The following is a 14,044-nucleotide window of genomic DNA, read 5'->3' as shown; positions in this document are numbered from 1 at the left end:
TCAAACCAGATAACCCTACCTATTTTTTCGTTTTGCTAAGTAGATACTCCCGTTAAGAACTACCAACCCTACAACAATCAAGGCACCCATAACTGTCGTTCCTGTCCTTGGTAAAATCTTTTGTTTTGGTGCTGGCGGTTGAGATGGATCATATAAATTCTTCAATACAAAACCTGATGCTGCATCACCACTAATCTCTGCACGATAAGAAGCAACAACCTCTTCAGTGATGGTATAATGAATTTCTTTTCCATTTTTATATTTTGGTTTATTGGTAAATTCTGCACGCCATTTACCGTTTTCATTTGGTTTAATCGTTTGAGATTCTATCTTTTTCCTGTCAGCCAGCAAATTCACTGTAATATGATTTGGACGTTTTCCAGCTTGATTATCTTTGTCATCCCAATGTTTCACAACCGAGATATTTGTTCTTGCCTCATCAAACTGATCTGTAATATTTAATCTATCATTTTTGACAGTTGCCGTATTATTCTTAGCTTTAAGGATATTCACTTGTCCAGCTGTTGTTACCTCAAAAACAATGTCACTGACAGCTTTGTAGCCATTAGGAGCCGTTTCCTCATGAAAAGTATAAATTCCAGGATCTAAACTTAATTCATGTGTTTTTCCTAACTCTGATGTCCAAGAAGCAACGACCTCTCCCTGTGTTCCTTCTCCTTTGTAAACATGAAGTTTGGCACCTGAAATCATTTTACCATTTGGATTTAGCTTGCTGATTTTTATCTTCTTGTTCCCTACTTTTTGATTGACAATCGTTCTCAAAACAGTTTGTTCTGTTCCAAAATCAGAAGGGGAAATCTTGAACTTTTCATCCCTTTTTTTATAACCATCTGGTGCCTTGCTCTCTTTCAAGGTGTATTCATCTTTCAAAAGATGTGACAATTCTCCCATACCATTGGCATCCGTTGTAATAGTCCCAACCACTTCTTTCGTACGATTGCGAATCACTTGAAACTCAGCATTTGAAAGAGGCTGACCGTTAGCATCAACTTTTTTAACCTTAATCGTGAAGTTTTGTCCATCAGCCTTCCCATTGGCTTTTACATATCGTGTCTCAACTTCTGTAGTTTTATCTACAGTATTGTCAGCTGTTAATTTGACCTTATTTATAAAAGCATCTCCAATCTTCGGTTCACCATTCAATTTAACTTTATAATTGATATAGTAGCCCTCATTTGAAGCAATGCCACCAATTTTGACAGTAGCTTTTCGCTTATTTACTATAATATTAGCCTTCAATTTAGCTGTCACATCTTCTGCTTGCTGCAATTCCCATTCGGAAGTTGTCGAATTATAAAGCCATACTCCCTTGATAATCTTGACAGAATCGGCTTCAATAACACCATTCCCCACAAACTCATCTTCAATAACAGCATTTTTAAAGGTTTCTTGTGTTCGGTTTATCGCTACATCATAGCCCAATCTCTCTGGATCATTGGTCAAAGGCCATCCGCCCTTTACAATTGCAAATTTTTCTGCTTCACCTGCACCAACAAAACCAGGTTTCCCTGCATTCGTTATCTTACCATCAATTTTAAATTCTAAATCAACTTTTCCGTTGACTTTATGCTCGCGATGATCAAAACGAACATGAAAATCAAATGTCCCTTTAATATCCGAATGTTTTTCAACATAATCCGTATAAGTAAGAACAATTTTTTTATTTGTTGCATCAATATTTGCTACTGCAACAATATCTCCCTGACTGCTTACAATATTGAAACTTTTATTAGGCGAGTTATAAACAAGCTGTTTAGGGAAATCAATTGTAGTCGTATCACCAGCTGCTACCGTATTATTTGGTAACGAGAAAATTGCACTAACCTTAAAATCCTGCCATTTTTTAAGGTCACCTTGGAGAGGATTTCCGTCACTATCCGTCACCTTCATTGAAGTGATGACGTTTGGAATCGTCTTAGCATGAATTACTTGCTTCACCGTTATGTGAAAACTAAAAAGGAGAGCTAGCAGAAATAGTGCACCTCTGATAATCTTATTTGTTCTTCTTTTTATTTTAAACATTTTATCCTCCTGTCAATAGATTATATTTATCATTTTTTAGAGATCATCCTTATTTATTATACCATATAATAAATAAATTTAGGAAATGATATACCTGTTCACACAACCACAAAGTATGATTGTCAAATTTACAAAAATCTTATTTTAAGATACTATATGTTGTGCTTAGGATAAAGTGCTATATAGTTCCCTGAATTTAAAACGAGTAACGAACATATAATTCTATGTAAAAATTTTATTTTTTTATTATCATGACTATGAATGAAGTAAAAACAAAAAGCCGAAAATCAAATCAATTGATTTTCAGCTTTTGGAGATTTATTTCAGCCGAAGAACAACGTAACCACTTCCCACCAATAATATGCCCAAAAGGGGTAAAATAGTGGCTTCTTCTCCCGTTTGAGGAAGAGTTTTCTTTTTTCCTTTAGGAAGTGCTGTCTCAGTCTCACTTTCTTTCATTTTCTTTCCCTTATTTTTTGATGAATTTTCATCAGTTGGTTTTGCTATTGCTAATTCTTTAAAGACCTCGTCTTTGCTAGCAGAGCTTTTTGTTTCTGGATTATAGTACGAAACTTTGTATTCATTGTCTTCTTTTCTAATAGTGTACAACCCTCGTTTTCTTACTTGGAATCGGTCTGAAATAGTCGAAACAGAATCATCATATTTCACAATGCCCCAAACTTGTTGTTGAGCATCATAAACAGCTTGCAATTTATCATTATTTTTAAGGAGAGCGCCTTCCAAATCTTTCACCATTTGATTAAAGGTGGTACGATCTACATTGGGAATCATCATATAACTATAGCTATCACCATCTCCCTTATGAGTCTGACTAATGGTAATAAAGGTATTCTGCACTTTCGCATCGGATTGAGAAGCATTGATATCTTTCCAAGTCCCTTCTTGAATCCTCTTCATCATTGTAATGTCTGTCTTTTTAAAGAAGAAATAACCGATATTTTTATTTTTGTCGTTTGACTCTAGAAAGACACTCTTCGTCGCATTATACGGATTTTCTTTGTCCGCTAAACCTTCTTCTTTATCATTAACATATACTTTGTAAGGACTTTCTGGGTTTTCTTTTCTTTGCTCAATGGTGGTTGAGACTGTATCATTTGAACGGTTTTGAATGGCACTTCCAAGAAAAGCTATGTTACCATTTAACATAAACCAACTCTTATGTGCTGTCAATGTTTTGTTCCAATTTGTAAAATCCATAGCTGCTGTCGCATTTTTTTCATCTAGCTTGTTTGTCCCTACAAAACCAGATGGCAGCACGCCTTGACCAGAATCATCTTCTCTAGGAGCAGACGTTTCGGTCGTTCCTGGCAATTTATACGGATTAACAGTCGCCCAATAATGATTACTATAATGGCTCAAATCTCCATTATAAAGATAGAACATGCCATCTCCTGTATACCAACCTTTTCTGTTTTCCTTGTTCATTCCTTCATAATTTTTGGTTCGGCTGGAGAACATAGACAAGCCGAAGCCAAAATCTTTTTCAGCATGATACAAAGCTAATTTATCCATTGCATTAAAAGCTGATAAGTAACTCTCTCTTGAGATTGTTGCTACAGAGGCATCATTTAACAGATTTTCCATCAGGCTAATATCACGATATGTTTTCAAATTGTTAAATACATTATAGAACGTATCGGATTGGATAACCGTCTTAATAATTGATTTCAATTTTTGTTTTGTTGCTTCATCTGACATTTCTGCAATTCGATGAATGCCTCGAAGTACTTCAACTGCTGCCACATGGTCTTCACTATTAGCACGACTAATAGAGCGTCCGCGACTCAAATCCATTAACTCTCCATGAACGATCAAAGGCAAGAATGATTTGTCAATCCAATGATACATGGTCTTCATTTTTTCTGTTGCTATAGGAGTTGAAGTTTTTTGAATAATCGGCAACAATTGAGAAAGCCCATCAATTAAAACATTGCCATAAGCTCCTGTATAAGCAACATTGGTATGATCGATATAAGAGCCGTCTGGATAGAAGCCTTCACCACTATTTACCAAAGTGAAAACTTGCTCAATGGAACGAATCGTAGCAGCAACTTCTTGCTTATCTTTGCGCAACAGGCCTGCAATGATTTTTACACGTCCCATATCTACTAAGTTACCACCTAAAGCTTTAAATGGCGTAGTTGTTTTCCGGAAATATTCTGGATCTGGTACGAATTTTTCAATAACATCAGTATACGTTTTTATTTCATCATTTGAAAAATATTCCTGCATCAAAGACAGTGTATTATTAATGGCTCTTGGTGTACCAATCTCGTAGTCCCACCAATTTCCAACGATATTTTTAGAGCTATTGTATACATTTTTATGAAGCCATTCCATAGCCTCTCGAACAGTACGGATAACGTTGGCATCTTGATAATAGCTAGAGTGAGGATTCGTGATCTGCTTTGCCATTTCTTCTAACTTGCGATAAGTTGCTGTCAAGTTAGAAGAAGTTTCATAGTTCGCTAATTTTTCCCATAAGTAAGTTCGATTTTCTTTGGATGAGATTGTTTTCAAGTTTTCTGTTACTTTGTCCTCTAATTCTTTGTTAAAAGTAGACATGTATGGATCTTTTGGATTGAAATAGCGATTACCTGCAATAATATCATTCCAATCTTCCAACAGTTGACTATATTGATCTTTAGCAGACCTCGTTACCGTTAAAGGAATTGTCTTTACGACTTTGCCGTCTTTTTCAACCTTAATATTCGTCAGACCTTCTTTTAGTGGTTCAACAATTCCATTTTTTACAGAGGCTATTGTACTATTTTCTATTGAATAATTATATTCCACTTTGTTTAAAACATATTTTTTCCCTAATGGAAGATCAATCTTATCTTCTATTCCCTTTTCTGTTTCCTGCGGTTTTTCTTCCACCTTATTTCCATTTTCTACTAATTCAACATCTTTAAAAGAAACTGAGCCCGTTCCTCTATCATAAAATAACTCTATTTTAATTTTTTTAGCAGCTGAAAGGGGAACATAGTCTTTTTCCAACACTTTCCAATCGGTTGTTCCTGATATTTTTTCAGAATACCAAAGATTCTTCTGAGTCCCCTCTCCTTCAATGATACGAACATAAGCTGCACCAGTTTTATTTTCTGCTTTGATTTTAAAACGGAGTTTGTATTTTTTGCTGGCATCAACAGTTAGCTCCTGATGCACAACTGCTCGAAAAGGTTCCGAACTAGACAGCATAACAGCTTGATCAATCACTTCTATCTTTCTAGAAGGAGTATTGTCTTTGTAATTGTTGTCTATCCAAGCTGTCCAACCAATAGCCTTTGTCCCTGTCCAATAACCTTGCTTATCTTCTAACTGACTAAAATCTCCATTTTTCAAAAGATTATAAGTAGCTTGATTTACCATGCTCTGTTGGTTTGTCTCTTCTGCAATTTTCTCTATCTGAGTATCTGCTTGTGAAGTTACTCCAGAGTTCTGAGATGGATTAATTGTTGCTTCATCTGCTCTAACAATCGTCGAAGCATTCACCAATAAGATTCCAGATAAAAGCACAGATGAAATGGAAATAAGCAACTTTTTCGATACAAAATGATTTCTAATTTCTGAATTCATATTCAACTCCTATACATATAAATTTCAATCATTGAGAGGATTATTCAATGCATCTCTTTTGTTAGTAAACCGGTTTATATAAAGCATATCATTTTTGCTGTTTTTTGTAAACGTTTTCTGTTATATTCATCATAATTTTTTTATTTCCACTCAGATTCATTACATATCTATTGTTTTATACATGTTTCTATTTTTTATCTATATTTTTGCTTGAAATCGTTTACATTTCCTGGTATACTACCTTTGTATACTTCAAATAATAAAGGAGGTTTCTTATGAAAAATTCATATAAGAAACGGTTGTACACAAATGTTCTCAGCTTATCAGCTGCCGTTCTTGTTGCAGTTTTAACGCAAGGAAATGCTGCTGCAGATACGCAAGATAGCACGGAGAAGCCTATTACTAACAAGACAGAAACAGTAGTTCCTGCCGAAAAGGCAAGTACGGAAACAAATGCAACTAGAGCGAATGTAACGCCAGATTCTTCATCAACTGGAGTTCAGCTTCCCACAACAACCCATCAAGAAGAAGCACAGAAATCGGAAAACACTCCTTCAATAGACAGCCCAACTTCTACTACAAACGAATCCGGAACAGAGACGCCTGCAACACCTGCAAAAACAGCAACACGAGCAGCTGGAACAGAAGAAAAGAAGGTCCAATTAACTGATAGTACAGTCCATATGTCTGAAAAAGCTACAATTACTGATACTGTGCAGGAACAGGGAGCTGTTGCTGGCAAAATGACTTGGAAATTAGATAACAAGCCGATTAGTGAGTGGAAAACTTGGAAGATGGCTGATGGAACCTTCTCAGGCGACCCATTTGTCACTGTAGAGGAAAAAGCTGATGGAAATGACCTCAAAGTTTCCCTTAAATTTAATGAGCTATTTGGTCAAGACTTAAGCCTGCGGACGCCAAATAATATCCGCAGAACTTATCGGCAATTTATCGGAAACCATGAACTCGTTGGAACAAACGAAAAATCCGGTCTGACGATTCGAAAAACACTTGTTTTCCGACCGTATGAAAACTTCCATACTCACGAAGAAATGTTAGCGGCTATTGAAAAAAGTCGACAAGAAGCTAAAAATGATCGGCTTGTTAAAATCGAAAACATTGGTACCAGCGCTCAAGGACGTCCAGTTAAACTCGGTATCATCAGTTCTGATCAAAAAAGCATTGACGACTATCTCAATACAACCAATCGACTCGCTCTCACTAAACCAGCTGAAATGTTAGCGGCTCTGAAAAATGGCACGCTGGACTATAAACTCCCAGTCCTTATCAACAATACCCACGCCGATGAACAACCTGCTATCGATATCATCACTGGACTCTTCAATACTTTTGCGACCAAAGATCAAATTTCTTTCCAAACCACTGATGCCAACGGCAATGCTAAGACTGTCACACTCAGTGTCAAAGAACTCCTCAAGAAATTCATTTTCCTCTTTGACTTTACTGAAAATCCTGACGGAGATGTTGCCAATACCCGTGCCCTAGCTAACGGAATCGATCCAAACCGCGATACTAGCTATCAGGCCAACCCAGAAACCCGGACTGTTGCTGGACTCATCAACAAATGGAATCCAATTGCACTTTACGACATCCACGGCTTTGTCAAGGACTTCCTGATTGAGCCAGCTACTCCACCGCACGATCCAAACTTTGAATATGACCTTTTGTCAAAAAATATGTTGGAAAATGCCCACCACATGGGCCGTGCTGGTGTTGCCAATTCCAAGTATGACCACTACATCATTCCTAAACTAGACTGGGGCGATGGCTGGGATGACTCCTTCTCTGGCTACACTGGTGTCTATGCTATGTACCACGGAATATTAGGACATACCGTTGAAATCCCTGAGGGCAATCAAGAATCCTATAAAGCTGGTTATCACGCTGTCCTTGGAGGTATCTCTTACCTGTCCCAAGATCCTAATAAACTCATGGAAATGCGCCTCAACTTCTATCTCCGTGGCATCAACAAGGTTGAAGATCCAAAAGCTGAAAATGAATTAGTTGGACCAGACGGTAAAGTAGTCGGTCGTATCAAACATGGACAAAAGAAATTCTTCCCTGATTACTATGTCATTCCAATGGAACTTGACAAATCCAATGACTCTCAACAAGCCTTTAATATGATTGAATACTTCAAGAGAAATGGGGTTGTCATTCAAGAATTGAAGGAAGATACTGGCGGTTATAAGAAAGGCGATTTGGTTGTTGACATGGCGCAAGCCAAACGTGGCTATGCCAATCATATCCTCTACAAGGGTTCCAACGAATCTGCTTGGGCTGCTATGTATGCAGAACTGCTGGTTAATTTCCCAGATATGAGAGGCTTTAAGGCTGTAGCTGTCTTCAAAGATAAACTCTTTGACGGTAAACTCGGTGAAGTAACTGCTCTTCGTGCTACTCGAACCAGTGAAATTGACCACAAAGCACCGTATTATGTCATTGCCAATACTTCAGAAAGTGCCGTTCGCGCTGTCAATCGTGCAATCCGAGACGGTAAGAAAGTTTATTTGACAGATGACGGCTATATCGTAGATACTCCTACTTTTGCCAACCTGCTGAACAACTTTGCAATTTATGGAGATGCACTGTATAAAGTTCCTCAAGGTCAAGCCTTAAAAGCTTTAAAAGTTTATGCACCGCCTCATCAATATTATTGGGCTGGTGTAGATACTCCTGCTCATACTGCTCTTGCTTTGAAGAATTTGGGATTTGATATTGTCAATACCCCTGAAGAAGCTGATGTGATTGTTCTAGAAAGCGATAATTTTGACAAGTCTCTTCTCGGTTTGAAACCGACAATCATAGTTGGTGGAACTGCTATGCAACGCCTTGAAAAACTCGGTGTCCTTAGTGGCTTTGATGCGGAACATTTCAAAGGTGGTAGTGATTATGAAGGCCTGATGAAAGCTATCATTGATGATGCAGATCCGCTAACCAGTGGTTACAATAAGAATGACCTCTTCTATTCTAATTCTGGAAACTGGATTGCCAAGGTTCCTGCCAATTTCAAGACTTTGGCAACAATTGCAGGTAGCAACTACTACATTGCTGGTTGGTGGCCAGGAAATGAAAACTTAGCTAATAAAATTGTTGCGATTTCCGGCAGCTATAAAGACCAACCTATGTTCATCTATGCTGGAAATCCAACTAATCGTCTGCATACTATTCATTTCTACCGTTGGGTATCCAATGCTATCTTTGGCAGTCAATTAGCTCAACTGAAAGATCTTGAGAAAGAACAAAAACCTTCTACTGAAGTTGTTGAGATCATCAATCAAAAACCTCAGGCAGCTCAAGCTACAACCCTACGCTACACTCCTCAACCTCAAATGATGAACACTGCTAAAAAAGCTCAACTTCCTCAAACTGGAAATAAAGAAAGCCAAAGCAATCTCATCATTGCTAGCATGTTCATTCTTGTCAGTGGCTACTTGCTCCATTTAAAGAAAAAAGAAGAATAAGTATCTTCTTTTATAACTATAACTTAAAACTTCCTCGGATTTAATATTCGAGGAAGTTTGTTTTATAAAGCATCTAGCGCAACAAGAGTAATCATTGCTGCTTCATAATAATTTTCTTTTGACAAATCTTGCATAAAGATATATTTGTTCTGCTGAACCAGTTTGCGATATGCCGAATTTCGATTAGCCGCATAAAAAATTGGAGCACCAAAGCTGGCAGATTGATAATTATTTAGCGCTTTTCCTTTCAAAGTATAGCCTGCATAAAGAATCTCTTGTTTCATAAAGAAATTCATCATTTTATCTAAAATCTTCTGACTTTGTTTATCCTGACTTTGCGCTAAATTATAAGGTAAACGACAAGCATTGTAATAATAATCACCGTCATATTTAGAAGCGACCGACTTTTTCTCAACTGCACGAACCGTATTTGCCTCCACCCAAAGAAAATCTGGAAGTAGACCTGTTTTTGTTTTAGCACTCATCATTTCCAATTTAGATAGCATGTTTGATCTGATATTTAACCATTGCCTATTACCTGTCAACTTGTAAAAAGCTTGGAATTGAGCTGGAAGAACATCTGATGTTCGCATTAAACGATAGTATTTTGAGTCTGAAGTTGCCCAATTTCCAACCGTCAGCACTCCTGTTGTACTGTTATAATTATAAGTCAAAATATCCTTCAAAATTGCCTTGGCCTGCGCATTATAAACGGCAGCCTTTTGTGGCCATAGTTTAGCTGCTTGAATCAAAGCATATGCAATATAAAGATCGCCATCAGTTGCATTATTGGTTTCAGCTTTAACGATGCCATTCTTAACCGTTTGCCGCCATGACATCAGCTGCGTATTTTTCATACGATGTGCCAAATAATAATTGTACAAACGTTCAAAATCTTTCAGGCTAGCATTCCTTTGTTTTGCAGCTTCAACAGCAATCACCATTCCATAGCCTTGTGATTCAGACAAGACAACATCTTTTTTCTTATTGTTGGTTGTTTTTACATAAGCTTGATCTTTTTGTCGAACAACATAACCTTTTAACCATTGTTGAGAAATCTGACTTTTTAAATGACCTGTACTATTTATTCTGACATAAGTAAAAATCGCAGTTAATGTCAATAAAATACCAACTAGCCAAACATATCTTAAATTTGTTCTTTTCACGTTTCCTCCTATCCTGCAAATCGCTTTGTTTTAACCCATTTGGTTCCATCACGGTGGAAGAGTTTGTCCAATGTAACAGAAGTTACAGCATCAATTGAAACAATAATAAATAACTGCGAGTAAGTAAAATAAGATACCAATGCTAACCAAATCTGCTTAGAAGTTGCTTGACCAAATTGGGAAGCAAGAGAGATATTGATTTGTAAGAGATACAGCATAATCATCAAAAGCCAATTAAACAACATCAATTGCGCAATGTAAATATTACTTGAATCAAATGTAAAAGGAATATGAACACTTGGGACAAATAGATGAACAATAATAGCAATCACATTTGACAAAAGGACAATATCCGATAAAATAATCGCTGCATTAAACCAGAAGAAGACACAAGAATAGTAGGCTACCTCTAATTTCACGCGCCAATTGCTCTTGTCAAACAAATGCTTAAAATTTGAAATAACAACTTCATAATTTCCTTTAGCCCAACGTTTCCGCTGCATATAATAGCTTTTAACTGTCTCTGGTTCTTGTTGGAAAGCTTCAGAATTATAAGCCAAAGCAATCAATTTCCCACTTTGCATAATTTTAAAAGAAATATCAGTATCCTCTGTCAAGGCGCCATTTCGCCACCCACCAATACTTTTTACAAATTCCGTATTGATGATAAAATTTGTACCAGGAATACGACCAATTTTAAACATATGCCACATACCAACATGCTGAATTCGTTGCGTCACGACAATCTCTTGATTGATACAACGTGTTAAGAAGTTTTGATTAGCATTTCGTGTCTTGTTTCGACCAAAAGAGGCCACATGGCGTTCAGGATCTTCCAACACTTTTTTAACAAGAAAATAAAGAGCATTTTTCTCTGGCATAGCATCCGCGTCATAAACACAGATATAATCGCCCTTAGCTATTTTCAAAGCGTCATTTAACACACCCGCTTTCCCTCCGGTCCCTTTTCGATCGGTAATGGTAATATCTCTTGTAGCGTACTCTGACATCGCCTTTACGTTTAACATTTCTTGATAAGTATCATCTTCACAATTATCTGCAAATAAAAGCAATTCAACTTTATCATGAGGATAATTCATATCCAAAATAGCCCTTGCGGTTTGCGCAATGACCACATCTTCATTATGAGCTGGTACGACGATCGTGACCTTTGGATAATACTTTAAAGGACTAACATCTACTTTAAAATCACTATGTTTCAACCAAAAATGAACACCAGAACTCAAGGTTACTAGACTCCAAATTAAGGACAACCAAATGGATACCAAGGTTATAATCATAATCAACTGACTAATCATGGTTCACCGCCTTAAAGTTTTTATTTACTCTATTGTAAATGACTAAATAGCAAATAAATAATACAACGAAGCATAAAGTAAAAAAGATACTAATTGCTAATGCTACCCCGAAAAAAATATTGGTGATTGTCACAAATTTCCTCCTAATATTCTACAATAATGTCTGTTTCAAGTTGTCTGTTCAGATTTTTAACAAAATCATCAAAGTTTAAAAACTTTTCACAATTTTCTGAATCAATCAACAGATAGCCTGATTTATACTGCACTTCATGCACACTTTTACTAGTTTTAAAGCGAAGCAAAGACAATTTAGCAAGCATATTGTGCTGGAATATCTCTGCTGGAGATTGCCCTTCTCCCGAACATAAAATGAGAAAATTCCCATTTGAAAGATAATAAACAGCACCTGTTCCCTGCATACATTTCTTTAAAGTCACATAGATCCGCACCAACATCCAACGGAATTCTTTAGGATAAATTTGTTGAAAATAATCATTATGTGCCCAATGAACTAGTAAAGCTTGTAAACTTTCTTCTCGTCCATCTTGAATAGCTTGTAAATGATGTTGATACATTTCCCTTACTTGCTCAGTATGATCCTTGACAATAGAAAGATAGGTTCGTCGGTGAACATTGACTTGTTGTGATATGCTTAAAATAAGCGGAAAGGTAATCAATAGTAGAAAACATTGATTTGTTGGTATATACACAACACCTGCAACCAAAAAATTGTTGCTAATACACTGCTAAAGATCAGTAACCAAGTGAGCAGCATATCTGGTAAAAGAAATACACTCAAAACCGCAAGAACTATCAAAATAATTTCAATATTTAAAATACTGCTCGCAAAATAGAAACTATAACTAACAATTGCTAAGATAATCAAGATAAGTAAAGCAATTGTCCATTCCAGTTCTCTTTTTCGATACATCTTATTCTCCTATCACAAAATTTTCTGGTCTTTCTGCACGACCAAAGTAATACGCAATCGCTTCTACAATCCACTCAGAAGCTCTACCATCACCGTATGGATTGCTAGCCTGAGACATTTGATGATAAACGATCTCGTCTGTCAATAACGTCTCTATGGCCTCGTGAATATTCTTACTTTCTGTTCCAACTAACTTCAATGCCCCAGCACTCACCTCCTCTGGTCTCTCTGTTGTATCACGCAACACAAGTACTGGTTTTCCTAAAGACGGTGCTTCTTCTTGGACACCGCCAGAATCAGACATAATGAAATAATTTCTTGCTGCAATATTATGAAAATCCACAACATCTAACGGTTCAATCAAATGAATCTGAGGATGATTACTCAAAATTGCCTATGCAACTTCTTGTACAGCTGGGCTTAAATGAACAGGATAGACGACCTCAACATCATCATGTGCTTCAACCACTTGCCGCAAAGTACTAAATACACGACGCTTTGGTTCTCCTTGATTTTCACGACGGTGCATAGTAACGAGAATGAGACGACGATTTGGTGCTATTTGTGCTAAAATATCATGATGATAATGCTCTTGAACAGTTAATTTCAAAGCATCAATCGCTGTATTCCCTGTAACAAATATGTTTTTCTCATCATGGTTTTCCTTAATGAGATTGACTTTACTTTGCATCGTTGGAGCAAAATAAAGATCTATTACTGCATCTGTCATTTGGCGATTCATTTCTTCTGGAAATGGAGAATACTTCTCCCAGGTCCTCAAACCAGCTTCTACATGCCCAATTCGAACTTGGTTATAAAAGGCTGCCAAGCTTGCAGCAAATGTTGTCGTTGTATCGCCATGAACCAAAATGATGTCCGGCTTCATTTCTTTTAAAAGTTTATCCAACTTAGCCAAAATTTTTACAGTAATATCCGTTAATGTTTGCTGCTTTATCATGATATTCAAATCAATATCTGGTTCAATATTAAATGTTTGTAATACTTGATCTAACATTTGTTGATGTTGTGCAGTCACAACTGTCATAGTTTCAAATTTCTCTAATTGTTTTTTCAATTGAAGAATAAGTGGAGCCATCTTGATAGCTTCAGGTCTTGTACCAAAACGACCATTACCTTTATTTTTTTCACGTTTTCCTCCTTATAACAGAATGACACAAATAAAAACGCCTAGCTAAAATAAGACAGCCACCCCTACTATACACTAGTATTGTACCGCTTTAAATTTATACCGTCAATATTTTAGCATATAGTTTTTATGATTTTAATCTATTCTCCATGTAAAATATCACATAGCTATTAAGATTTTCATAACAGTAGAATGCTCATAAGCTAAAAATTGCACATTTGCTATTACATCATAATTAAACTATTTTATCAATCTTTTTGCTTAGCTTTTACGACATCATTTATAAATGTCAACTATCTTTCACATTGTATAAGCAGATATTAAATATTTTGTATTTATTAAATGCTATAAAA

At 36.5% G+C, this 14,044-nt stretch carries 7 protein-coding genes and 1 pseudogene; 1 reads left to right on the top strand and 7 read right to left on the bottom strand.

From position 1 onward, the window contains the following. Positions 1–15: 15 nt before the first annotated feature. Both PCY71_RS10975 and PCY71_RS10970 read right to left on the bottom strand, forming a co-directional pair. Entirely contained in the window at positions 16–2,043 is a 2,028-nt protein-coding gene (locus PCY71_RS10975; protein WP_301412623.1) for an Ig-like domain-containing protein, read from the bottom strand. Positions 2,044–2,361: 318 nt separating this feature from the next. Further along, positions 2,362–5,643 carry a polysaccharide lyase family 8 super-sandwich domain-containing protein gene (locus PCY71_RS10970; protein WP_301412622.1) on the bottom strand — a complete coding sequence of 1,094 codons (3,282 nt, stop codon included), beginning with the start codon at positions 5,641–5,643 and terminating at the stop codon, positions 2,362–2,364. Between the two features lie 275 nt (positions 5,644–5,918). Here PCY71_RS10970 and PCY71_RS10965 point away from each other — a divergent pair, with 275 nt between their 5' ends. Next, entirely contained in the window at positions 5,919–9,128 is a 3,210-nt protein-coding gene (locus tag PCY71_RS10965) for an LPXTG-anchored zinc carboxypeptidase (RefSeq protein WP_301412621.1), read from the top strand. A gap of 62 nt (positions 9,129–9,190) precedes the next feature. On the opposite strand, the gene PCY71_RS10960 is transcribed toward PCY71_RS10965, so the two are convergent. From PCY71_RS10960 to wecB, 5 genes and pseudogenes are all read right to left on the bottom strand, one after another. Next, positions 9,191–10,294 carry a glycosyl hydrolase family 8 gene (locus tag PCY71_RS10960; RefSeq protein WP_119056637.1) on the bottom strand — a complete coding sequence of 368 codons (1,104 nt, stop codon included), beginning with the start codon at positions 10,292–10,294 and terminating at the stop codon, positions 9,191–9,193. Positions 10,295–10,302: 8 nt separating this feature from the next. Further along, positions 10,303–11,613, bottom strand: coding sequence for a glycosyltransferase (locus PCY71_RS10955; protein WP_037598007.1), 1,311 nt, complete (start codon positions 11,611–11,613; stop codon positions 10,303–10,305). Positions 11,614–11,756: 143 nt separating this feature from the next. Next, positions 11,757–12,188, bottom strand: a complete 432-nt coding sequence (locus PCY71_RS10950) for a hypothetical protein (RefSeq protein ID WP_301412620.1) — start codon at positions 12,186–12,188, stop codon at positions 11,757–11,759. Between the two features lie 98 nt (positions 12,189–12,286). Further along, positions 12,287–12,544 carry a hypothetical protein gene (locus tag PCY71_RS10945; protein ID WP_301412619.1) on the bottom strand — a complete coding sequence of 86 codons (258 nt, stop codon included), beginning with the start codon at positions 12,542–12,544 and terminating at the stop codon, positions 12,287–12,289. Between the two features lies 1 nt (position 12,545). Beyond that, positions 12,546–13,693: pseudogene (wecB, locus tag PCY71_RS10940) on the bottom strand (non-hydrolyzing UDP-N-acetylglucosamine 2-epimerase). Positions 13,694–14,044 lie beyond the last annotated feature (351 nt).

It is taken from the genome of Streptococcus sp. SN3 (assembly GCF_030439905.1).
Note: the sequence above shows the minus strand (reverse complement) of the source record. Positions and strands in the feature narration are given on the sequence as shown.